This is a genomic window from Paraburkholderia sp. MM6662-R1, from assembly GCF_050436245.1.
GTDB lineage: Bacteria > Pseudomonadota > Gammaproteobacteria > Burkholderiales > Burkholderiaceae > Paraburkholderia > Paraburkholderia tuberum.
Genome location: NZ_JBNDLV010000001.1, coordinates 4,343,865 through 4,365,850 on the forward strand (window position 1 = coordinate 4,343,865; position 21,986 = coordinate 4,365,850).

Annotated in this window: 20 protein-coding genes; 17 read left to right on the forward strand and 3 right to left on the reverse strand. The window is 62.6% G+C overall.

The window, feature by feature from the left end:
• Positions 1-29 precede the first annotated feature (29 nt).
• From fabZ to OKW39_RS20570, 5 genes are all read left to right on the forward strand, one after another.
• Positions 30-494: a 3-hydroxyacyl-ACP dehydratase FabZ gene (gene fabZ / locus OKW39_RS20550; protein WP_090800577.1), complete on the forward strand. Its 465-nt coding sequence runs from the start codon at positions 30-32 to the stop codon at positions 492-494.
• A 100-nt stretch (positions 495-594) separates the two neighbouring features.
• The gene (gene lpxA / locus OKW39_RS20555) at positions 595-1,383 is read left to right on the forward strand and encodes an acyl-ACP--UDP-N-acetylglucosamine O-acyltransferase (RefSeq protein WP_184056892.1); all 789 of its coding nucleotides are present in this window, start codon (positions 595-597) and stop codon (positions 1,381-1,383) included.
• 3 nt (positions 1,384-1,386) lie between these two features.
• On the forward strand, positions 1,387-2,556 hold the full coding sequence (lpxB, locus tag OKW39_RS20560; RefSeq protein WP_429563379.1) for a lipid-A-disaccharide synthase: 1,170 nt from the start codon (positions 1,387-1,389) through the stop codon (positions 2,554-2,556).
• Positions 2,553-3,302, forward strand: a complete 750-nt coding sequence (gene rnhB / locus OKW39_RS20565) for a ribonuclease HII (protein ID WP_429334766.1) — start codon at positions 2,553-2,555, stop codon at positions 3,300-3,302. The genes lpxB and rnhB overlap by 4 nt, the downstream gene beginning before the upstream one ends.
• Before the next feature lie 92 nt (positions 3,303-3,394).
• A complete protein-coding gene (locus OKW39_RS20570) occupies positions 3,395-4,183 on the forward strand; it encodes a TrmH family RNA methyltransferase (RefSeq protein ID WP_090800571.1) in 789 nt (262 codons plus the stop codon).
• Between the two features lie 58 nt (positions 4,184-4,241).
• Here the strand turns inward: OKW39_RS20570 and ppsR are convergent, their stop codons facing one another.
• Positions 4,242-5,057: a posphoenolpyruvate synthetase regulatory kinase/phosphorylase PpsR gene (gene ppsR, locus OKW39_RS20575; protein ID WP_090800570.1), complete on the reverse strand. Its 816-nt coding sequence runs from the start codon at positions 5,055-5,057 to the stop codon at positions 4,242-4,244.
• A gap of 514 nt (positions 5,058-5,571) precedes the next feature.
• On the opposite strand from ppsR, the gene ppsA reads away from it, so the two are divergent.
• The 3 genes from ppsA (at position 5,572) to OKW39_RS20590 (ending at position 9,582) form a co-directional block, all read left to right on the forward strand.
• On the forward strand, positions 5,572-7,974 hold the full coding sequence (ppsA, locus tag OKW39_RS20580; RefSeq protein WP_429360795.1) for a phosphoenolpyruvate synthase: 2,403 nt from the start codon (positions 5,572-5,574) through the stop codon (positions 7,972-7,974).
• 117 nt (positions 7,975-8,091) lie between these two features.
• On the forward strand, positions 8,092-8,547 hold the full coding sequence (locus tag OKW39_RS20585; RefSeq protein WP_090805347.1) for an NfeD family protein: 456 nt from the start codon (positions 8,092-8,094) through the stop codon (positions 8,545-8,547).
• 87 nt (positions 8,548-8,634) lie between these two features.
• Positions 8,635-9,582, forward strand: a complete 948-nt coding sequence (locus OKW39_RS20590; RefSeq protein WP_090800567.1) for an SPFH domain-containing protein — start codon at positions 8,635-8,637, stop codon at positions 9,580-9,582.
• A gap of 100 nt (positions 9,583-9,682) precedes the next feature.
• Here OKW39_RS20590 and smpB read toward each other — a convergent pair whose 3' ends face one another.
• Positions 9,683-10,129: an SsrA-binding protein SmpB gene (gene smpB, locus OKW39_RS20595; protein WP_013089686.1), complete on the reverse strand. Its 447-nt coding sequence runs from the start codon at positions 10,127-10,129 to the stop codon at positions 9,683-9,685.
• Positions 10,130-10,229: 100 nt separating this feature from the next.
• Here smpB and OKW39_RS20600 point away from each other — a divergent pair, with 100 nt between their 5' ends.
• Together OKW39_RS20600 and OKW39_RS20605 are read left to right on the forward strand one after the other, a co-directional pair.
• A complete protein-coding gene (locus OKW39_RS20600; protein ID WP_018417666.1) occupies positions 10,230-10,667 on the forward strand; it encodes a type II toxin-antitoxin system RatA family toxin in 438 nt (145 codons plus the stop codon).
• A complete protein-coding gene (locus tag OKW39_RS20605; RefSeq protein WP_090800565.1) occupies positions 10,664-10,996 on the forward strand; it encodes an RnfH family protein in 333 nt (110 codons plus the stop codon). Before OKW39_RS20600 ends, OKW39_RS20605 begins: the two co-directional genes overlap by 4 nt.
• 69 nt (positions 10,997-11,065) lie before the next feature.
• Here OKW39_RS20605 and OKW39_RS20610 read toward each other — a convergent pair whose 3' ends face one another.
• A complete protein-coding gene (locus OKW39_RS20610) occupies positions 11,066-12,052 on the reverse strand; it encodes a DMT family transporter (RefSeq protein WP_429563380.1) in 987 nt (328 codons plus the stop codon).
• A 317-nt stretch (positions 12,053-12,369) separates the two neighbouring features.
• On the opposite strand from OKW39_RS20610, the gene guaB reads away from it, so the two are divergent.
• The 7 genes from guaB to OKW39_RS20645 all read left to right on the forward strand — a co-directional run bounded on the left by guaB (position 12,370) and on the right by OKW39_RS20645 (position 21,941).
• Complete coding sequence (gene guaB / locus OKW39_RS20615) at positions 12,370-13,830, forward strand: IMP dehydrogenase (RefSeq protein ID WP_090800562.1); 1,461 nt, start codon at positions 12,370-12,372, stop codon at positions 13,828-13,830.
• Between the two features lie 6 nt (positions 13,831-13,836).
• Positions 13,837-14,580 (forward strand): hypothetical protein, encoded by a 744-nt coding sequence (locus OKW39_RS20620; RefSeq protein WP_429334762.1) that lies wholly within the window; start codon positions 13,837-13,839, stop codon positions 14,578-14,580.
• 215 nt (positions 14,581-14,795) lie between these two features.
• On the forward strand, positions 14,796-16,379 hold the full coding sequence (gene guaA / locus OKW39_RS20625; RefSeq protein WP_429563381.1) for a glutamine-hydrolyzing GMP synthase: 1,584 nt from the start codon (positions 14,796-14,798) through the stop codon (positions 16,377-16,379).
• A gap of 490 nt (positions 16,380-16,869) precedes the next feature.
• Positions 16,870-17,640, forward strand: coding sequence for a DUF6387 family protein (locus tag OKW39_RS20630; protein ID WP_429563382.1), 771 nt, complete (start codon positions 16,870-16,872; stop codon positions 17,638-17,640).
• Positions 17,641-17,766: 126 nt separating this feature from the next.
• On the forward strand, positions 17,767-17,895 hold the full coding sequence (locus OKW39_RS20635) for a hypothetical protein (RefSeq protein ID WP_429563383.1): 129 nt from the start codon (positions 17,767-17,769) through the stop codon (positions 17,893-17,895).
• Positions 17,892-20,801 (forward strand): DUF927 domain-containing protein, encoded by a 2,910-nt coding sequence (locus tag OKW39_RS20640; RefSeq protein ID WP_429563384.1) that lies wholly within the window; start codon positions 17,892-17,894, stop codon positions 20,799-20,801. The genes OKW39_RS20635 and OKW39_RS20640 overlap by 4 nt, the downstream gene beginning before the upstream one ends.
• Before the next feature lie 369 nt (positions 20,802-21,170).
• Entirely contained in the window at positions 21,171-21,941 is a 771-nt protein-coding gene (locus OKW39_RS20645) for a GIY-YIG nuclease family protein (RefSeq protein WP_429563385.1), read from the forward strand.
• Positions 21,942-21,986: the final 45 nt, after the last annotated feature.

A 21,986-nucleotide genomic window follows, 5' to 3' on the forward strand; every position in this document is an offset into this window, starting at 1 on the left:
CGCGCAGTCAATGCGTGAGCAGAAACACCATGAGCACCGAAAAAATCAACCTCGACATTCATAAGATTCTCACGCTGCTGCCGCATCGTTATCCGATCCTGCTGGTCGACCGGGTGCTCGAACTCGAACCGCACAAGAGCATCAAAGCGTTGAAGAACGTGTCGATCAATGAGCCGTATTTCCAGGGACATTTCCCGACGCGGCCGGTGATGCCAGGCGTGCTGATCCTCGAAGCCCTCGCGCAGACCGCGGCGCTGCTGACGTTCTCGGAAGAGCCGAGCGATCCGTCGAACACGCTGTACCTGTTCGTCGGCATCGACAACGCGCGCTTCAAGCGCGTGGTGGAACCGGGCGATCAGCTGATCCTGAACTGCACGTTCGAGCGTCACATGCGCGGCATCTGGAAGTTCAAGGCGCGCGCCGAAGTGGATGGCGTCGTCGCGGCGGAAGCCGATCTGATGTGCGCGGTGCGCCACACGGACAACGACGCGTAAAGCCCGCGTCGGGGCAGGTCGCGGCGCGGCAAGGCACGCGCGCGGCGGCCCTGACGGCAAGGCCATCCACACAACGCAACAGAATCAGAAGCGAGGACGCATGAGCAGGATCCATCCCACCGCGATCATCGAAGCGGGCGCGCAGCTGGACGAATCCGTCGAAGTCGGGCCCTATGCGGTGATCGGCGCACACGTGACGATCGGTGCGCGCAGCACGGTCGGCTCGCACAGCGTGATCGAAGGCTATACCACGCTCGGCGAAGACAACCGCATCGGCCATTACGCATCGGTCGGCGGACGTCCGCAGGACATGAAGTACCAGGACGAGCCGACCAGGCTCGTGATCGGCAACCGCAACATGATCCGCGAGTTCACGACGATCCACACCGGCACGGTGCAGGACGCGGGCGTCACCACGCTCGGCGACGACAACTGGATCATGGCCTACGTGCACATCGGTCACGACTGCCACGTCGGCAACAACGTGATCCTGTCGAGCAACGCGCAGATGGCCGGTCACGTGACGATCGGCGACTACGCGATCATCGGCGGCATGTCGGGCGTGCATCAGTTCGTGCGCATCGGTGCGCATTCGATGCTCGGCGGCGCGTCGGCGCTCGTGCAGGACGTGCCGCCGTACGTGATCGCCGCGGGCAACAAGGCCGAGCCGCACGGCATCAACGTCGAAGGGCTGCGCCGCCGCGGCTTCTCGGCCGACGCGATCTCGGTGCTGCGCACCGCGTATCGCGTGCTGTACAAGAACGGCCTGTCGCTCGAAGAAGCGAAGGTGCAACTGAAGGAACTCGGTTCGGCCGGCGGTGACGGCGACGCCCCGGTGCAGACGCTGCTCGCGTTCGTCGAAGCGTCGCAGCGCGGCATCATCCGCTAACCGATGACGTTGCAACCCAGTCCGCTGCGCGTCGCGATGGTGGCCGGCGAGCCGTCCGGCGACCTGCTCGCCGCGTCGCTGCTGGACGGCCTCGCCAGCCGGTTGCCGGCCGCCGCGCAGTACTACGGCATCGGCGGTCCGCGCATGATCGCCGCGGGCTTCGACGCCCACTGGCCGATGGAAAAGCTGACGGTGCGCGGCTATGTCGAAGCACTGCGGCACATTCCTGAAATCCTCGGTATCCGCAACGAGCTCAAGCGTCAGCTGCTCGCCGAACCGCCGTCCGTGTTCATCGGCGTCGACGCGCCCGACTTCAATTTCGGGCTCGAGCATGCACTGCGCGACGCCGGCATTCCGACCGTGCACTTCGTCTGCCCGTCCATCTGGGCGTGGCGTGGCGGGCGCATCAAGAAGATCGCCAAGGCCGTCGACCACATGCTGTGCGTGTTCCCGTTCGAAACCGCGCTGCTTGAAAAGGCGGGTGTCGCGGCGTCGTACGTCGGGCATCCGCTGGCCGATCAGATCCCGCTCGAACCCGACACCCTCGGTGCGCGCCGCGCACTCGGTCTCGCGGAAAGCGGGCCGGTGATCGCGGTGCTGCCGGGCAGCCGGCGCTCCGAGATCGACCTGATCGGCCCGACGTTCTTCGCGGCGATGGAGATGATGCAGCACCAGGAGCCCAGCGTGCGCTTCGTGATGCCGGCGGCGACGCCCGCGTTGCGCGCGTTGCTGCAGCCGCTCGTCGATGCGCATCCGGGCCTCGCGCTGACCATCACCGAAGGCCAGTCGCAACTCGCGATGACCGCCGCCGACGCGATTCTCGTGAAGAGCGGCACCGTCACGCTCGAAGCCGCGCTGCTGAAAAAGCCGATGGTGATTTCGTACAAGGTGCCTTGGCTGACCGGCCAGATCATGCGCCGCCAGGGCTATCTGCCGTACGTCGGCCTGCCGAACATCCTGGCCGGGCGTTTCGTGGTGCCGGAGATCCTGCAGCACTTCGCGACGCCGCAGGCGCTCGCCGAGGCGACGCTGAAGCAGTTGCGCGACGAGGCGAACCGGCGCACGCTGAAGGAAATCTTCACGGAGATGCATCACGTGCTGAAGCAGAACACCGCGCAGCGCGCGGCCGAAGTCGTGGCGAGCGTTCTCGAGCAGCGGGCGGGGCGGTCATGACCGCCGCGCGCGCGCCTCGCCGGAAGATCGCGGCCACCGTTCGGGTAGTGGCGCAAGCCGGCCTGAACTTCGAGAGCGCCGACGACATCGTCTGCGGCGTCGACGAAGCAGGGCGCGGACCGCTGGCCGGTCCGGTCGTCGCGGCGGCGGTGATTTTCGATCCCGCCAAACCGATGATCCGTGGCCTCGACGATTCGAAGGTGCTGAGCGCACTCAAGCGTGAAGCGCTGTACGACAAGATCGTCGAGCGTGCGCTCGCGTACTGCGTCGCGTCGGCGACAGTCGAGGAAATCGATTCGCTGAACATCCTGCACGCCACCATGCTCGCGATGAAGCGCGCGGTCGAGGGCCTGTCGGTCGTGCCGACGCTCGTGAAGATCGACGGCAACCGTTGCCCGACGCTCAGCATCCGTAGCGAGGCGGTGATTGGCGGCGACGCGCTCGTGAAGAGCATCTCGGCGGCGTCGATTCTCGCGAAGGTCACGCGCGACCGCATGCTGGTCGAACTGCACCAGGCGTATCCGATGTACGGCTTCGACGCGCATGCCGGTTATGGCACGCCGCAGCATCTCGCGGCGCTGCGCGAGCATGGGCCGTGCGAGCATCATCGGCGATCGTTCGCGCCGGTGCGCGAAGCGCATTTGAGGTTCGGCACCGGCGTGCCGTTGCCGTCGGCGGACGCCGTCATCGTGGCCGACGCGCTGCTGCTCGACGACGATGCGTTCGGCGAAGCCGGCTTCGCGTGACCGACCCCATCAGCGCGGCTCGAGCGCGCTCCGCGCTTGCGTGCCGTTGATTGCCGCTGATTCCTTTTCCCTTCTCACCGCCTTCGCTGCCTGTGAAAGCCATCACCTCGCGGGACAATCCGCTCTACAAGCGCCTGAAGGCACTGGCCGGCTCGACGCATCAACAGCGCCGCAGCGGCCACGCGCTGCTCGAGGGCTTCCATCTCGCAAGCACGTATCTCGACGTAGCAGGTCAGCCGGAGCTATGCGTCGTCACCGACGGCGCGTTGCGTCACGACGAAGCGCAGGCGATCGTGTCACGGATCGACGAGCATCGGCTCGTGACGCTGCCGGATGCGTTGTTCGGACAGTTGTCGAATGTCGTGCATGGGGTCGGGATTCTGCTGCTCGTCGAGAAGCTCGACGCACCGCTGCCCGAGCGCGTCGAGCAAAACTGTCTCGTGCTCGACGGCGTGCAGGACGCGGGCAACGTCGGATCGATTCTGCGCAGCGCAGCGGCTGCGGGTATCGAGCACGTGTTCTGCGCGCCGGGCACCGCATACGCGTGGTCGTCGAAGGTGCTGCGCTCGGGGATGGGCGCGCACTTCCTGTTGCAGATTCATGAGGATGTCGAAGCGCGTGCGCTGATCGAACGGCTCGCGGTACCGATCGTCATCACCGATTCGCACGGTGCCGAAGCGATCTATGACAGCGACCTGAGCAGGCCGCTCGCGTGGGTGTTCGGCAACGAAGGGGCGGGCGTGTCGCAGGCGTGGCGCGATGCCGTGTCGTTGCGGGTGACGATTCCGCAGCCCGGCGGTATGGAGTCGCTGAACGTGGCGGCCGCGGCGGCGGTCTGCGTGTTCGAGCAGTGCCGGCAGCAGCGCGGGCGCAAAAAGTAGACTGAAGTGGCGTTGCGAGGGCTCTGGCCCGGCAACGCAACGCCTGCTCGGCCATCCCTCAATACGACGGCCGATCCAGCTTAATCTCCTGCAGGATCGTCGTCGCGATTTCCTCGATCGACTTGTGCGTCGACGACAGCCACTTGATCCCCTCGCGCCGCATCATCGTTTCGGCTTCGTTGATCTCATAGCGGCAGTTTTCCGGCGCCGCATACTTGCTGCCCGGCCGCCGCTCGTTACGGATCTCCGACAGCCGCTGCGGATCGATCGACAAGCCGAACATCTTCTGTCGATGCTCGCGTAGCGGCGTCGGCAGCTTGCCGCGTTCGAAATCTTCGGGAATCAGCGGATAGTTCGCCGCTTTCACGCCGTACTGCATCGCCAGGTAAAGGCTCGTCGGCGTCTTGCCGCTGCGCGACACGCCGACGAGGATCACGTCGGCGTCTGCGAGATTGCGATTCGACTGACCGTCGTCGTGCGCGAGCGAGAAATTGATCGCCTCGATCCGGTTCTTGTACTCCTCGGTGTCCGCGTTCTGGTGGCCGCGCCCCATCGCGTGGCTCGACTTCAGTTCCAGTTCCTGCTCGAGCGGCTCGACGAAGGTCTGGAACATGTCGAGCACGAGCGCGTTCGAACCCTTTACGATCTGATTCGACGAGCTATCGACGAGCGTGGTGAACACGATCGGTCGACGGCCGTCCTGCACGACCGCTTCGTTGATCTTTTCGAGCGTTGCGTAGGCCTTCTCGGTCGAGTCGACGAATGGCACGCGGACCAGGCGGAATTTCTGGTCGAACTGGGAGAGGATCGAATGCGCGAAGGTTTCGGCAGTAATCCCGGTACCGTCTGAGACGATGAATACGGTGGGCGGCATCAGAGGAGCTGTGAACGTGAAAGGCAAATGAGCCGGAAAGCGCGAGCGCGACAACGCGCTCGAATCAAACCGCGCGGCGGCGGGCGCGCCACGCTCGTGTCCCGCGCGGGCGGTCCCGCAAAAGCCCGCTGGCTTGGTCGGCGCGCGATTCGAGGCGCAATTCTCGACCGACTGCCACATTTCAGGAGTCGGCACGGTAGAATAGCGGCAACCTGTTGGATAAGCAATTGCAGGCGATTGGCCGCTAACTTGCCGCGAACGGTCGTTCAACGTCACGTTATCTAATGTCAATATGCGTTGAACGCAACAGATCGAGCGGTAAGTCCGCTCAACCGCGTTCTTCGGTGCTCCGCCTCGTGCTCCACGGCCGGCGCGCCATGCAACGCATCTCCGCCGTCCAGGCGATTGCTTATCTAACAGGTTGTGCAAGACACGGGGTCGAGGCTTCCAATGGGCTGCCCGTGTTCAAGCCCACTTGCACAGTCGTGAATTTCTTTCACACTTAGGGGCTTGTATGACTAACGCAGTTACCGTCGCAAAGGACAAGGCGTATGTAGTTCCGTTCGAGCAGTTGCGGATGACCGACGTGGAGATCGTCGGCGGCAAGAACGCGTCGCTGGGCGAGATGATCAGCCAGCTCGCCGAAGCCGGCGTGCGCGTGCCGACCGGCTTCGCGACCAGCGCGCTCGCGTTCCGTGACTTCCTGCAGCACAACGATCTGACCGAGCGCATCGCCAAACGTCTCGAGACGCTCGACGTCGACGACGTGAAGGCACTCGCCGAAGCGGGCAAGGAGATCCGTCAATGGATCGTCGACGCGCCGCTGCAGCCGCAGCTCGAGGCTGACATTCGCGCGGGGTTCGACACGCTGCAACAGAGCTCGCCCGAGGAACTGTCGTTTGCCGTGCGTTCATCCGCGACCGCGGAAGACCTGCCGGACGCATCGTTCGCCGGTCAGCAGGAAAGCTACCTGAACGTGGTCGGCATCGACGACGTGCTCGATCGCATGAAGCACGTGTTCGCGTCGCTGTATAACGACCGCGCCATCTCCTATCGCGTCCACAAGGGCTTCACGCATGCTGAAGTCGCGTTGTCGGCGGGCGTGCAGCGCATGGTGCGTTCGGACGTCGGCGCCGCGGGCGTGATGTTCACGCTGGACACCGAATCGGGCTTCAAGGACGCCGTCTTCATCACGTCGAGCTATGGCCTCGGCGAAACCGTCGTGCAGGGCGCGGTGAATCCGGACGAGTTCTACGTCTTCAAGACTACGCTCGCGCAGGGCAAGTACCCGATCATCCGCCGCTCGATCGGCTCGAAGCTGATCAAGATGGAGTTCACGAAGCCGGGCGAGCCGGGCCGCGTGAAGACCGTCGACGTCGCGCACGAACAGCGCAACCGCTTCTCGATCACCGACGAAGACGTGATCGAGCTCGCGAAGTACGCGGTGATCATCGAGAAGCACTACCAGCGTCCGATGGACATCGAGTGGGGCAAGGACGGCCGCGACGGCAAGATTTTCATCCTGCAGGCTCGTCCGGAAACGGTGAAGAGCCAGGGCGGCGGCAAGGCCGAGCAGCGCTTCAAGCTGAAGGGCCAGTCGAACGTGCTGGCAACGGGCCGCGCGATCGGTCAGAAGATCGGCGCGGGTCCGGTGCGCGTGATCCACGACCCGTCGGAGATGGACCGCGTGCAGCCGGGCGACGTGCTCGTCGCCGACATGACCGATCCGAACTGGGAGCCGGTCATGAAGCGTGCGTCGGCAATCGTCACGAACCGTGGCGGCCGCACCTGCCATGCGGCGATCATCGCGCGTGAGCTGGGTGTGCCGGCCGTGGTCGGCTGCGGCGACGCGACCGACGTGCTGAAGGACGGCGCGCTCGTCACCGTGTCGTGCGCTGAAGGCGACGAAGGCAAGATCTACGACGGCCTGCTCGAAACCGAAGTCACCGAAGTGCAGCGCGGCGAACTGCCGCCGATTCCGGTGAAGATCATGATGAACGTCGGCAATCCGCAGCTCGCATTCGACTTCTCGCAACTGCCGAACGCAGGTGTGGGTCTCGCGCGGCTCGAGTTCATCATCAACAACAACATCGGCGTGCACCCGAAGGCGATCCTCGAGTACCCGAATGTCGATCAGGACCTGAAGAAGGCGGTCGAAAGCGTCGCGCGCGGTCACGCCTCGCCGCGCGCGTTCTACGTCGACAAGCTGACCGAAGGTATCGCAACGATCGCGGCGGCGTTCTATCCGAAGCCCGTCATCGTGCGTCTGTCGGACTTCAAGTCGAACGAGTACAAGAAGCTGATCGGCGGCTCGCGCTACGAGCCGGACGAGGAAAACCCGATGCTGGGTTTCCGCGGCGCGTCGCGCTATATCGCGGAAGACTTCGCCGAGGCGTTCCAGATGGAATGCATCGCGCTGAAGAAGGTGCGTGAAGAGATGGGCCTCGACAACGTCGAGATCATGGTGCCGTTCGTGCGTACGCTGAAGCAGGCGGAGCGCGTGGTCGGGCTGCTCGCGAAGTTCGGCCTGAAGCGCGGCGAGAAGGGCCTGCGTCTGATCATGATGTGCGAAGTGCCGACGAACGCGATCCTCGCGGAAGAGTTCCTGCAGTACTTCGACGGATTCTCGATCGGCTCGAACGATCTCACGCAGCTCACGCTCGGCCTCGACCGCGACTCGGGCATGGAGCTGCTCGCGGTCGATTTCGACGAGCGTGATCCAGCGGTCAAGTTCCTGCTCAAGCGCGCGATCGAAACCTGTCTGCGTCTCGACAAGTACGTCGGTATCTGCGGCCAGGGGCCGTCGGATCATCCGGACTTCGCGCAATGGCTGACTGACGAAGGCATCAAGTCGATCTCGCTCAACCCCGACACGATCATCGATACGTGGCAGCAGCTGGCAAAGGCGAAGCAGTAACTCGCGAGGTAGCGAATGCCGCTTCGCAGGCGGCATTCGGCACGCGTTAAAGGCACGTGCGCTTCGTGCTATAAACACCCCGGTAGAACCGGGGTGTTTTGCTTTGTGGAGGTCGACGTGGCGCCTGGTGGACTGTTCTGGTGGATCGGGGCGGGTGTGCTTGTCGTGCTGGAGCTGATGAGCGGCACCTTCTATCTGTTGATGATCGCGTTCGGCTTCGTCGCGGCCGCGCTTGCGCGCATTGCCGGCGCCGGGACCGATCTGCAATTCGTAGTGGCGGCGCTGGTTGCGCTCGCGGCGGTCGTGGTGCTCAGACGCTCGCGCTTCGGCCGTCGTAGGCGCGAGCAGGCGTCGCGCAATCCGGATGTCAATCTGGATATCGGGCAGACGCTGAACGTGCCGGCCTGGCAGGGGCGCAAAGCACGCGCGACCTATCGTGGCGCGGCATGGGACATCGAGCTGGCCGCGGGCGAACCCGAAGACGCGCAGGTCTACGAGATCAAGGAGTTGCGGGGCAGTTGCCTCGTCGTCGTCGCGAGTCGGCAGCCGAAGGCGCGCGCGAGCGCGACCTGACGATCCGAGCGCCGGCCGCCCAAGCTGAAAACGCAGGCCCGACCAACCTGCGCACAACTATTCGAAGCAGAATCGGAGGGTAGCGATATGGATTCAACCATCGTCGGGGCAGTGCTGCTGATCGTCGTGATCGTGCTCGCGTCGCAGACCATCAAGATCGTGCCGCAGCAGCATGCGTGGGTGCTCGAGCGCCTCGGCCGTTATCACGCGACGCTGACGCCGGGTCTGAGCTTCGCGTTCCCGTTCGTCGACCGGGTCGCGTACAAGCACGTGCTGAAGGAAATTCCTCTCGAAGTGCCGAGCCAGGTCTGTATTACGCGCGACAACACGCAACTGCAGGTCGACGGTGTGCTGTATTTCCAGGTCACCGATCCGATGAAGGCATCGTACGGATCGAGCAACTTCGTGTTCGCGATCACGCAGTTGTCGCAGACCACGCTGCGCTCGGTCATCGGCAAGCTGGAGCTGGACCGGACCTTCGAGGAGCGCGATTTCATCAATCACAGCATCGTGTCCGCGCTGGACGAGGCGGCCGCGAACTGGGGCGTAAAAGTGCTGCGCTACGAGATCAAGGACCTGACGCCGCCAAAGGAAATCCTTCACGCGATGCAGGCGCAGATCACCGCCGAGCGCGAGAAACGCGCGCTGATCGCGGCATCGGAAGGGCGCAAGCAGGAGCAGATCAATATTGCGTCGGGCGGCCGCGAGGCGGCGATCCAGAAGTCCGAGGGCGAGCGTCAGGCAGCGATCAATCAGGCGCAGGGGCAGGCCGCGGCGATTCTGGCGGTGGCCGAGGCGAACGCGCAGGCGATCCAGAAGATCGCGGCGGCGATCCAGCTGAACGGCGGCATGGACGCGGTGAATCTGAAGGTGGCCGAACAGTACGTGAACGCGTTCTCGAACCTGGCGAGGCAGGGCACGACACTGATCGTGCCGGGCGACATGTCGAACATGAGTTCGATGATCGCGTCGGCGCTGACCATCGTGAACAAGAGCAAGGCGGCAGCGGAGCCGCCGCGCGGCGACTTGCGCTGACGAACGGGCAATGCATGCGCAATGAGTGCGTGACGTAAAAGCAAATGGCCCGCACATCGATGCGCGGGCCATTTTTGCATGAGCCGGAAACGAATCGCGTTCAGGTCGGCGAGCGCATCAAGCGCGCCTTCTCGCGCTCCCAGTCGCGCTTCTTCTCGGTCTCGCGCTTGTCGTGCATCTTCTTGCCCTTCGCGAGACCGATCTCGCATTTGACGCGACCGTTCTTGTAGTGAAAATTCAGCGGCACGAGCGTGTAGCCGCGCTGCTCGACCTTGCCGATCAGCTTGCTGATCTCCTCGCTATGCAGCAGCAACTTGCGCGTGCGCACCGGGTCGGGATGGATGTGCGTCGAGGCTTCGGGCAGCGGGCTGATATGCGTGCCGATCAGGAACAGCTCGCCGTTGCGGATCACCACGTAGCCTTCCTTGATCTGGCCGCGTCCGGCGCGCAACGCCTTGACCTCCCATCCTTCGAGCACGAGGCCTGCCTCATAGCGTTCTTCGACCGAGTAGTCGTAGAAGGCTTTTCTGTTGTCTATGATGCTCATGAATGGAAAGTGCCCAACTCGTTTAAAATCACGATTTTAGCAAAGCGGGGCAAGGAAAGCCCGCGGCGCTCGTCCACCGTTGCCACGCGCTGTTCAATTTATGGCAGATGTCCAGAAAACCGTTTTGATTCGCCACTCGGCGGAGCAGATGTTCGACCTCGTCACCGACGTCGACGATTACCCCAAGTTCCTGCCATGGTGCGGGGGCATCGAAATTCGTCACCGGGACGACACCAGCATGGAGGCGAGGATCGATATCAACTTCAAGGGCATCAAGCAGCATTTCGCCACGCGTAACTCGATGGAGCGCCCCACGCGCATCGACATGGAATTCGCCGACGGTCCGTTTCGCAAGTTCACCGGTTTCTGGCGCTTCACGCCGCTGCGCGCCGATGCGTGCAAGATCGAATTCGCGCTGCACTACGAGTTCACCAGCATCCTGCTCGAGAAGATCATCGGGCCGGTGTTCAATCACATCGCCAATACCTTCGTCGAATCTTTCGTGAAGCGCGCCAACCAGCGCTATGGTCAGTCATGAGCGCGCGGCTAACGGTCGAGGTCTGCTATGCGCTCGCTGCCGAGCAGGCGCTGATTGCGGTCGAGTTGCCCGCGGGCGCGACGCTGCAACAGGCGATCGGCGCAAGCGGGATTCTGCAGCGCTTTCCGTCGATCGATCTGAACACGCAGAAGGTGGGCGTGTTCGGCAAGCTCAAACCGCTCGATACGGTGCTGGCCGACCATGATCGCGTCGAGATTTACCGGCCGTTGCTGGTGGATCCGAAGGTGTCGCGCCAACGCCGCGTCGAAAAGACACGCAAGGCGGGGTCGATCGAGGGGCGGCGTTGGTTGAACAAGGATTCGCGCTAGGCGGCGCTAGTTGGGGGGCGGCGGACTTTTTCGCGCGCCGCCCGTCTTGCATCATCGCGTCACATCACCTCAAGGCGCCGCCGTCTGCGCCTTATCGTTCATGCCCTCGATGCGCGCCGCACCCGACGAATCGTCGTCCGAATGCCGGCGCACCGACCACCAGACCCCCGCCACCAGCAGCAGGATCGCCGCGAGTTCGAGCGGGCGTGGCAGGCGCTCGTCGTAAATGAACGCGTAAAGCAGCGCGAACAGCGTCTCGAACACGATCATCTGGCCGGACAGCGTTAGCGGCAGCCGTTTTGCCGCGGCATTCCACAGGCCGTTGCCGAGCCACGACGCGCCGATCGCGAGTGCGAGGTTGAGCAGCCAGAACGTGTGCCAGCGCGGGTCGGCCAACTCACCCTGCGGGCCGCCCGACGGCAGCACCGCGACCACGAGCCACAACGCGCCGCCGAGCGCGCCAGTCACGACGCCCCACAGCACCGACCACTCATTGCCGCTGAAATGCGTGTGACGCTGCAGGTAACGGGCGTTCTCGACCGCGAACCAGGTCCAGCAGATGAGCGCGCCCACCGCGCAGGCCACGCCGAGCAGGCGCGTCGCGATGCTCACCGGCGCCGCGCCGGCCACCGTAAAGACGTCGATATTGATGCAGACGATGCCCGCCATCACGGTCGCGAGCGGCCATGCGAGGCGCGCGAGCGGCACCGCGCCGTGATCGCGCCGGCCGACCAGCGTGACCGTGACCGGCAGCACGCCGACGATCAGCGAGGCCGGCGCGATTCCGATCAGGTGCACGGCGGCGGTCAGCAGCAGGTAATAAACGATATTGCCGGCCAGCGCGAGCTTGACGAGCGCGATCAGATCCTCGCGGCTCAGCCGTTTGGCGAGCGAACGCGCGATCGGCAGCGCCGCGGCGAGCGACACGACGCCGTACATCGAGTAGCGGCCGGCGACGAGCAGGAGCGAGGAGAAGTCGGGCAGCACCCGCGGCACCAGAAACACCATGCCCCACAAGGCTCCGGCCATGACGCCATATACGACACCGCGCTGCATCGACTGCCTCTGCTGGATAAACTGGAATGGCCGGCAGAATAGCGGTTTTGCGAGCAGGACGTCTTGTTCGATCCTGCATTCAGGCCGCTCGACCGCCGCTCGACAGGGTACGTGCCGCGAAAATGCCGCCGGCTCTGCTCCGGTTTCGCCTGCGAACGCGCAAACGAAACCCGTTCGAACCCGACGCGAACAGGCGAGCGAAATCGACGCAGGCGGGAGCGGCAAAAAATCGTCTGAAATTCGCTAAGCTGCTGTTCGCGCAGTGAAAACCGGGGTGGTATCGCGTATAATTCGCTTTTGCGCCTATAGGATTTGCCATGCGTCTGATCCAAACAGCACTCACGTTCGATGACGTGCTCCTCGTCCCGGCCTTCTCCGATGTTCTGCCGCGCGACACCAGCCTCAAGACCCGGCTGACCCGCAACATCTCCCTCAACATGCCGCTCGTGTCCGCCGCGATGGACACGGTCACCGAAGCACGTCTGGCAATCGCCATGGCGCAAATGGGCGGCGTCGGCATCATCCACAAGAACCTCACGCCGGCTGAGCAGGCGCGTGAAGTCGCGAAGGTCAAGCGTTTCGAGTCGGGCGTCGTGCGCGATCCGATCACCGTTCCGCCGCATATGAAAGTGCGCGACGTGATCGCACTGTCGCGCCAGCATGGCATTTCGGGCTTCCCGGTCGTCGAGGGCTCGCAGCTCGTCGGCATCGTGACGAATCGCGACCTGCGCTTCGAAGAGCGTCTGGACGAGCCGGTGCGCAACATCATGACGCCGCGCGAGCGCCTCGTCACCGTCAAGGAAGGCACGCCGCTCGCCGAAGCGAAGGCGCTGATGCACAGCCACCGCCTCGAGCGCGTGCTGGTCATCAACGACGCCTTCGAACTGCGCGGCCTGATGACCGTCAAGGACATCACCAAGCAGACCGAGCACCCGGATGCATGCAAGGACGAGCACGGCAAGCTGCGCGCGGGCGCGGCGGTCGGCGTCGGCGCGGACAACGAAGAGCGCGTCGAGCTGCTCGTGCAGGCCGGCGTCGACGTGATCGTCGTCGATACCGCGCATGGCCACAGCATGGGCGTGCTCGAGCGCGTCAAGTGGGTCAAGCAGAACTTCCCGCACGTCGAGGTGATCGGCGGCAACATCGCAACCGCCGCGGCCGCCAGGGCGCTCGTCGAATACGGCGCGGACGGCGTCAAGGTCGGTATCGGCCCGGGCTCCATCTGCACGACGCGAATCGTCGCAGGCGTCGGCGTGCCGCAGGTCACCGCTATCTCCAACGTGTCCGAAGCGCTGAACGGCACCGGCGTGCCGGTCATCGCCGACGGCGGGGTGCGCTTCTCGGGCGACGTCAGCAAGGCGCTCGCGGCGGGCGCCAGCGCGGTCATGATGGGCAGCATGTTCGCCGGTACCGAGGAGTCGCCGGGCGAGGTATTCCTGTACCAGGGCCGCCAGTACAAGTCGTACCGTGGCATGGGCTCGGTCGGCGCCATGAAGGACGGCGCGGCGGACCGCTACTTCCAGGACAACTCGGCCAACATCGACAAGCTGGTGCCGGAAGGCATCGAAGGTCGCGTCGCGTACAAGGGTTCGGTCAACGCAATCCTGTTCCAGCTGATCGGCGGTGTGCGCGCGAGCATGGGCTACTGCGGCTGCCGCACCATCGCCGAAATGAACGAGAAGGCCGAGTTCGTGCAGATCACCGGTGCGGGCCTGCGCGAGTCGCATGTGCACGATGTGCAAATCACCAAGGAAGCGCCCAACTACCACGTGGACTAAACGCCCATGAAGCCACTGCTGCGCGTTGTACTGATCCTCGATGCGTTGTTGCTGCTGGCGTTCGGCCTGCTGTTCGTGCTGACGCCGTGGACCTCGCTGTACGACGCGTTGCAACTGGTGCCAACGGAGCCGATGCTGGTCGGCCAGGCGTTCGGCGTCGCGCTGATCGGGCTCGCGTGGCTCGCGGTGCATGCGTCGTTCGACGGGGCGCTGACCTCGACGGTCGCGAAGGTCGTCGGTCATGTGCACTGGCTGATCGGCGTGCTGATGCTGGTCTGGCTGCTGGGGCTGCATACGCCGTCGCTGACCGGTTTCGGCCAGATGGTGGCGGTGCTGGCCGGTGTCGTGCTGGTGGTGATCGGGCTCGGCGGCGTGCGACTATCGGGTGCGGTGCGGCGGCGCGAGAAGGGGATCGTGATCAAGCCCTCGTCGAGCAAGGCCGACAGTCGTGCCGATAAGCGTGCCGCGAAAGAGGCCGAAAAGGATGCCGCACGGCAGCGTGAACCCGAACGCGACAACGCGCGCGAGCCACGTGCCTCAGCGGGCTTTCCGGTCTATCACGCCGAGCCGGTGCCGGAGCCCGTCGTGCCGGTCACGCGGCCGGCCAATCCGGCTGCCGCGGCTTCCGTTGCCACTCCCGCGCCGCTTCATCCGGCCGCAAGCGAGCCCGGCCTGAGCGAGTCCGAACGCGCCGCGCGCGACACCAGCAACGACGTGCCCGGCGCACCCCGCCCGCCGTTTCATGGTTGAAGCGCCGCGCGCCAGGCCGTTTGCCGAAGCTAGCGGATTTCGTTCGCGCGCATCACAGGCGGCGAGTTCCGTGGTTGGCCGCGCCCTTGTGCTTCATCGTAATGTTGGCTGTCCGCGCCGCGCCAAGACCGTCGCCGCGCGGACCGCTTTGAATTCGACGCCGCGCCTCGCGCGCGGCATTCCGTATCCGCTCACTTCTGATTCCGTCCGCTGCCATGCATGACAAGATCCTGATTCTCGACTTCGGTTCGCAAGTCACCCAACTGATTGCACGTCGCGTTCGCGAAGCCAACGTGTATTCGGAAATCCATCCGTACGACGTCGACGCGTCGTTCATCCGCGACTTCGCGCCGAAGGGCGTGATTCTGTCGGGCGGCCCGAGCTCGGTCACCGAGGAAGACACGCCGCGCGTGCCGCAAGCCGTGTTCGAACTCGGCGTGCCGGTGCTCGGCATCTGCTACGGCATGCAGGCGATGGCGCAGCAGCTCGGCGGCAAGGTCGACATCGGTCATCTGCGCGAATTCGGCTACGCCGAAGTGCGCGCGCGCAACCATACGAGCCTGCTCGAAGGCATCAGCGACTTCACCACGTCCGAAGGCCACGGCATGCTGAAGGTATGGATGAGCCACGGCGACAAGGTGCTGGAGATGCCGCCGGGTTTCGCGCTGATGGCATCGACGGAATCGTGCCCGATCGCCGCGATGGCCGACGAGCAGCGCCGCTTCTATGGCCTGCAATGGCATCCGGAAGTCACGCACACGGTGCAGGGCCGCGCGATGCTCGAGCGCTTCGTGCTGCAGATCTGCGGCGCGAAGGCCGATTGGGAAATGGGCCACTACATCGACGAAGCCGTCGCGAAGATTCGCGAGCAGGTCGGTAACGAGCACGTCATTCTGGGCTTGTCGGGCGGCGTGGATTCGTCGGTGGCGGCGGCGCTGCTGCACCGCGCGATCGGCGATCAACTGACCTGCGTGTTCGTCGACCATGGCCTGCTGCGCCTGAACGAAGCCGAGCAGGTGATGGCGCTGTTCGCCGATCACCTTGGCGTGAAGGTGATTCACGTCGACGCGAGCCAAGCATTCCTCGGCAAGCTCGCCGGCGTGACCGATCCTGAAGCGAAGCGCAAGATCATCGGCGCGGAGTTCGTCGAAGTGTTCCAGGCCGAAGCCGGCAAGCTGACCGACGCGAAGTGGCTGGCACAAGGCACGATCTATCCGGACGTGATCGAATCGGCGGGCAAGGGCAAGAAGGCCGCGCAAACCATCAAGAGCCACCACAACGTCGGTGGTCTGCCGGAGACGCTGAACCTGAAGCTGCTCGAACCGCTGCGCGAGCTGTTCAAGGACGAAGTGCGCGAGCTTGGCGTGAAGCTCGGTCTGCCGCACTCGATGGTGTATCGCCATCCGTTTCCGGGTCCGGGTCTGGGCGTGCGGATCCTCGGCGAAGTGAAGCGCGATTTCGCGGACCTGCTGCGCCGCGCGGACGCGATTTTCATCGAGAAGCTGCGCAACACGATCGACAAGGAAACCGGCAAGTCGTGGTATGACCTGACGAGCCAGGCATTCGCGGTGTTCCTGCCGGTCAAGAGCGTCGGCGTGATGGGCGACGGGCGCACCTACGAGTACGTCGTCGCGTTGCGCGCGGTGCAGACGCTCGACTTCATGACCGCGCATTGGGCGCATCTGCCGCATGAACTGCTTGGGCATGTGTCGAACCGGATCATCAACGAAGTGCGCGGGATCAACCGGGTCGTCTACGACATCTCGGGGAAGCCGCCTGCGACGATCGAGTGGGAGTGAAAATCGCTGTTAAATCAGGGGCTTGATCCATTCCCGCCATTGCGCATTCGTTGATGTAGCGATAGTCCGTGACCGGGTGCCTGGTTCAGTTCGTCCCCCGTCCAGGCCCAGATTTGGACAGGATTTGGACAAAAAACGGCTTCGCAGTTGCGAGGCTGTTTTGCATTATAGGTCACGAAGCGAGGCCCATGGCCAGGTCTCGGGTTCCGCGTTGTCTGCGGGAAGCACGTGGATTGGTGTGGTTGTACCGCAAAGCTGTAGGTCGCGTTGAAGCCCTGCCCAGGCCCATCTGTCAGAACTCAGGGCACAAGGGGGCGATTCCAGCCTGCGGGCAGCATCAGCGGGGCCAGATGCGATTCCCGACCGACTCGTGCATTGCCGTTTCAACTCTGCTGGTTCTACGCTCGTCAGCAATACCCCGTCGAGGCACGGCAGTACCGATATCTAACCTCCTTTATTCGTCATGGCTCGCACACCAAAACACCGCTTGATGAACCGGGACGAGTTTCGCTGGCTCGATCGCTGTAACTATGCTCCACTCGAGACGGGGGATTTGCGATTGTGGGCGACCGTGCTGCAGGATCGGGTCGAGTTAAACCGATTCCTGAATAACGGGCAACAACAGTTCGTCGCCGAGCAATTCAAAAAGCTGCAGACAGCACCGCTCGCCCCGTTGGGTTTCAATCTGACGGTCGGACGCAGACACCCGGCTAGCCAGAAGTGCGTCAAGCCACTGACCTCGGGTCATTACCTTGCCTTGGGACAGTCCCTGCCGTGTAATCACGGTGCAGTCTCCAGCACGCGAGGGAACGCGGGCGAAGCTATCGATTTTCGGTCGAGCGTTGACGACGTCGTGCAACAGGATGATCCGGTATGGGGTCGCTATGCCCACCTTCAGGTCGATCTGCATGCGACGGACAAAGCTTTGGAAGAGGACTTCAGGCGTTGGCTCGCGGCGTGGAGAACGCATGTCCCGAGCGAAAAACCAATCGGGAATACGTTGCAGCAGAAAGCTGCGGCTTGGGGAGATCGTGGTGTAGTGCCGTACTTTGACATGCAGATGCTCGCTCGACTTTCCGGCAAAGAGATTCCTAGAACGGTCTTCGTCGAAAAGCTGACTCGAACCCGACAGACCTCGTTGGGAAAGCTGCACGAGACACCGTCAAAAAGTGCACTTGACGAACTTCGTGATGACATGCGTCGGATATTCCTGAGCCAAACGGTCCACACCTTTCTGAACGCAATCACGCAAGACGATTGAACGAACCCTGATCCAGGATGACCGGAAAAATCTGAGGGGTATCCTGCCTGTCGAAACCATCGGACGAATTTCCTACATTGGAGGTCTCGCAGCACCGCTGCGATCTTTCAAAAAGGAAATTCGAAAATGAATCAGATTTTTTTCGGCCCGCAGTCTGGAGCCAGCACCGTTCTGCTACAGCATCGCGTGGACATTGCCATGCAGATGCACCGTACCCGCCATATTCTGCGCGTCCCGGCAAAGGAGGCGAAGTGAGCGACATAACTCTCTCGCAAGTCGATGGTTGGCGTGACGCGCAACCAGAGGTGATTACCCTCAAAGACCTCCAGGCCCTTACCGCTGCCATTCCGTCGGTGCCTTTCAAGCAAATCGCCGAAGTTGCGCTCGACCATTTTGACGTTGTTCTCGAAGACATTCTTGGTCTCGATGGCGAGCATCGCGGTAAAGAATTCGTCGCCTATAACCCGCGCCGTGATGACCGTAGTCTTGGGTCGTTTTCGATCAACACGGAGACCGGCGTCTTCGCCGATTTCGCCTGCGAGGAGGAATGCAAGGGCTTGGATCTGATTGCCCTGGCTGCATACGTCTGGGACTGCGGCATGGCGGTGGCGGCCAAGCGTTTGCTGGGTGAACTCCAAAACCGGCAGACTGAGATGCGGCCGCATACCCATACCGTTACGGCAGTGCGTAAGTCGGTTGTTCGCAAGACAGGTCACAACGAGCTCATGTGCCCGATTTCGGAAGGGGGCCCGGAGCTCGACGCGGGCCGATTCGTGCCTCGCGGTTCGACTCTTGAGGCGCGTTTCGACTACGTTGATGCGGACGGGCGCCTGTGTTTTGTCCAGTTGCGCTTGCGCCAGTCTGACGGAGCGAAAACCTTTCGCACGATGCAGGTCACAAGGAAGGAGGACGGCTCTCTGCACTGGACTGGTGGCATGCCGCCCGGGCTTCGTCCGCTGTTCGGCTTGCGGGATTTGGTCGAGGGTGATCAGGGCGCACCGGTGTTCGTGGTCGAGGGCGAAAAAGCGGCGCTCGCACTGCGGGGGCTTGGACAGAGGCCGGTTGTGACGTCTGCGGGTGGTGCGAAGGCGGCTGCCAAGACCGATTGGTCGCCCTTGGCAGGCCGTTCGGTTGTGATCTGGCCCGACAACGACGAGGCTGGTCTGAAATATCAGGATCAGGTGATTGAACTGATTCGGGCGGCAGGCCCCTCGACGCAGATCAAGCTTGTCGATGCCAAAAAAGTGATGCGGAGCTTGTGCCAGGCGCAGGACTGGGTGTATGGCGAGAAGGCCGATGATCTGGACGGGTGGGACGTCGCCGATCTTGCCCAACTTGGCGTTGCTGGGGATGTCGTTGCAGATTGGGCGAAAAACTCGTTGATTGACGTACCTGTCGCGCTGGGGAGCGACGGGCAGATGCGGCGGCTCGTAGCGGTTGAGAACGGTGACTCGGTGACTTGGGCATCGGGTAAGAGCTATACCGTGGACGATGAAGGCGTAACTGTCTGGAAAATGCAGAAGGACGAGTTGGTGCCCGTCAAGGTGTCTTCCCGTGTCGAGATTCTTCGGCAGCTTCGTGACCAGGAAAGTAGCGGGTGGAGTCTCGAACTGCGCTTGCACAAGCCTGACGGCCAGCAGCAAACGATCGTCGTGCGGCGTGCGACGCTGTCCGACGCCCGCGCTTTTCGGGAGACGTTTAGCGACCTCGGAGTGATCGTTTACAATTGGGTCGAGTTTAACGACTACCTGGCTCATGCAAAGACCCGAGACGCGCATGAACTCGTTCGCAGTGTCGGCTGGTCCGGCATGAACTACGTGCGTGCGGACCGAGTGTTTGGGGTGAATGCGGAAGCAGTGGCGCTTGATCCAGAAGCCCCCGCAAGTGCGGCGTTTCGCCACGAGGGTACGCTTGAACGGTGGAACGACGAGATCGGCAAGTATTGTGAGAGCAATTCTCGATTGATGCTTGCGGCGTGCGTGGCACTCGCTGCTCCGCTTCTGCGCCTGCTCGGGATGGAGTCCGGTGGTGTTCATTTAGTAGGACAAAGCAGTGTGGGTAAGACCACCGCGATGAAGGTTGCGGCTTCGATCTGGGGTAAATCTACGGACTTCATCCGTTCGTGGCGCTCGACGTCGAATGGACTTGAAGCGGTTGCTGCGTCCTTGAACGACTCAGTGTTATTGCTAGACGAGATGGGGCAGGCATCTCCCAACGAAGCCGGCGAGGCTATATATATGCTCGGAAACGGGCAGGGAAAGACACGTATGAGCCGAACCGCGATGAGCAGGAAACCCTATACGTGGCGTATGTTGTTCATGTCGACGGGGGAAATCCCGTTGCAGCAGCATATCGAGTCGGCGGGCAGGACCGTGCGTGCCGGTATGGACGTGCGGCTACTGAACATCCCGGCTGATGCTGGCTGCGGCTTCGGGCTGTTCGAGTCGTTAGCCGGCATGGATAGCAGCCGGGCTTTGGCGAACCACCTTAACGCTGCCGCAGACGAAGTGTTCGGTGCTGTGGGCAACGCTTGGCTGCAGTACCTGACCGGACACAATGCTGATGATGTTTGCGATATCTTGAAGCAGCGGCATCGAGATGTCGGGAATTCATTTGGCGCGGACGGTGACGGACAGGTGTTGCGTGCTGCTCAGCGGTTTGCTGTGCTTGCCTTGGCTGGGGAATTGGCGGTAGAGGCCGGAATCGTTTGTTGGCTCGCCGGTACACCGACGGCCATGCTGAAGCGTTGCTTCGATGCCTGGATTGTGCAGAGAGGGGGGACCGAGGCGGCGGAGGAATTTCAGGCACTGCGGCAAGTGCAGGGGTTCTTCGAGCAACATGGGCAGTCTGCGTTTCAGCGGATCAGCCCGTTGACGGACGAGATTGATCATGAACAGGTCGTCCACAATCGAGCCGGGTACGTTGATACGGCAAAAGGAATCTTCTACGTGTTGCCGGGGCCGTTCATGCAGCGGATTTGCGGGCACTTAGATCGCAAGGTAGTTGAAAAGGTTTTACGTAAGCACGGACTACTGCTTTGGGGCACCGAAAAAACAACTCGTATTCCGGACGGTTCAAAACGTTTATGGGTGATCAGCACTCGGGTCATTGGCTATGATCCGCAGCAACACGCGGAGGCCGTAGAGGTTCAGGTAGGGTAATAGAAGTAATGCGTGACGGTTGTGACAGAGCCGTTACGTCCGTTGTCCAGCAAAAGTCCTTGTCAATCAAGGGTTGTGACAATGTGACGGATGTGACGCTCGGAAAAGTCAATGCCAAGTCTCAGGGACGTGGGGCGGCAAAGGCAGGTGGCCCATCTTCCTGAAGCCCTTTAAGGTTGTGTTGTTTCGTACGTCACATTCGTCACAGTGTCACATCGCTTGTCTGGCAAGGTTTTTTTGAGTCTCTGGAGTCGTCACACTGTCGTCACGGCTGTCACGCCGATGATTACCGATGAGACGGTGGCTGAGCCCCACGTTCTCGATGCGCTACAGGGTCGTCAATAACCAAGGACAGTATAGGACGGGGCCGTGAAACGTATAGTCAAACTGACCAAAGGCGAAACGCTTGGGTCGTTGCGCAACGACATAACGCGGACGCTCATGCTGTACGTGATGCAGAACGCCCATGGCTTTATCAAGATCGGGCGCAGCGCAAACCCCGAGCAGCGTCAACAGCAGTTGGAACAGCGCGCGGGTTGCCCGGTCAAGATAGTCGCGGTGTTTCCCAATGCCGGACATTTTGAAGAGTGGATACTGCTGCGCCTTCGACAGCATCGAGTAGCCTCGGAGTGGTGTCGAGGCGATGACGCCGCGCGCAAGGCGATCTCCGATCTACTTGGGCAGCAACTGGATTGGCCGTACCCGTTCGACGCGCAAGCATCCGAAGCATGGCTGGAGCGCTTGCATGACCAAGCGGCAGACCAATATTGGCGCAAACGTGAGCGCAAGGTCATCAAGTGGCTGAAATCCGCTCTGGTCGGGAAGGGCATTTATGCGGCCCACCCCGACGGCTGCGCGGAATTGGACGCAGATATCGCCTTATTAGTGGGCTATGAGAACGTATATGTCGGTCGCGGTGACGATGAGACCGTTGTGATGGGTTGGCGTGAGGGCGATAAACAAGAAAGTGAAGTGCCGCACTACACGCGATCAGCAGAAGCCGCGAATACGCTCTGGTTGCCGGACGTACCAGAAACGTATCGTAGTCGGTTCAATCGTCCAATCGAGGTTTGCATGGCCGCACTATGCGACCGTTGGGGCTTCGACGCCCAAAAGGTGGTTCCAGGGCGTGGCCGTTGATCGTTCGCTGACCTGGTGCCTTACAACTCGGGTAGGCAAGGGGGC

Bases quoted from the DNA above. Each gene is read 5' to 3' on its own strand.
- fabZ (WP_090800577.1), top strand. From the start codon at position 30: ATGAGCACCGAAAAAATCAACCTCGACATTCATAAGATTCTCACGCTG.
- lpxA (WP_184056892.1), top strand. From the start codon at position 595: ATGAGCAGGATCCATCCCACCGCGATCATCGAAGCGGGCGCGCAGCTG.
- lpxB (WP_429563379.1), top strand. From the start codon at position 1,387: ATGACGTTGCAACCCAGTCCGCTGCGCGTCGCGATGGTGGCCGGCGAG.
- rnhB (WP_429334766.1), top strand. From the start codon at position 2,553: ATGACCGCCGCGCGCGCGCCTCGCCGGAAGATCGCGGCCACCGTTCGG.
- ppsR (WP_090800570.1), bottom strand. From the start codon at position 5,057: ATGCCGCCCACCGTATTCATCGTCTCAGACGGTACCGGGATTACTGCC.
- ppsA (WP_429360795.1), top strand. From the start codon at position 5,572: ATGACTAACGCAGTTACCGTCGCAAAGGACAAGGCGTATGTAGTTCCG.
- OKW39_RS20590 (WP_090800567.1), top strand. From the start codon at position 8,635: ATGGATTCAACCATCGTCGGGGCAGTGCTGCTGATCGTCGTGATCGTG.
- smpB (WP_013089686.1), bottom strand. From the start codon at position 10,129: ATGAGCATCATAGACAACAGAAAAGCCTTCTACGACTACTCGGTCGAA.
- OKW39_RS20600 (WP_018417666.1), top strand. From the start codon at position 10,230: ATGGCAGATGTCCAGAAAACCGTTTTGATTCGCCACTCGGCGGAGCAG.
- OKW39_RS20605 (WP_090800565.1), top strand. From the start codon at position 10,664: ATGAGCGCGCGGCTAACGGTCGAGGTCTGCTATGCGCTCGCTGCCGAG.
- OKW39_RS20610 (WP_429563380.1), bottom strand. From the start codon at position 12,052: ATGCAGCGCGGTGTCGTATATGGCGTCATGGCCGGAGCCTTGTGGGGC.
- guaB (WP_090800562.1), top strand. From the start codon at position 12,370: ATGCGTCTGATCCAAACAGCACTCACGTTCGATGACGTGCTCCTCGTC.
- OKW39_RS20620 (WP_429334762.1), top strand. From the start codon at position 13,837: ATGAAGCCACTGCTGCGCGTTGTACTGATCCTCGATGCGTTGTTGCTG.
- guaA (WP_429563381.1), top strand. From the start codon at position 14,796: ATGCATGACAAGATCCTGATTCTCGACTTCGGTTCGCAAGTCACCCAA.
- OKW39_RS20630 (WP_429563382.1), top strand. From the start codon at position 16,870: ATGAACCGGGACGAGTTTCGCTGGCTCGATCGCTGTAACTATGCTCCA.
- OKW39_RS20635 (WP_429563383.1), top strand. From the start codon at position 17,767: ATGAATCAGATTTTTTTCGGCCCGCAGTCTGGAGCCAGCACCGTTCTG.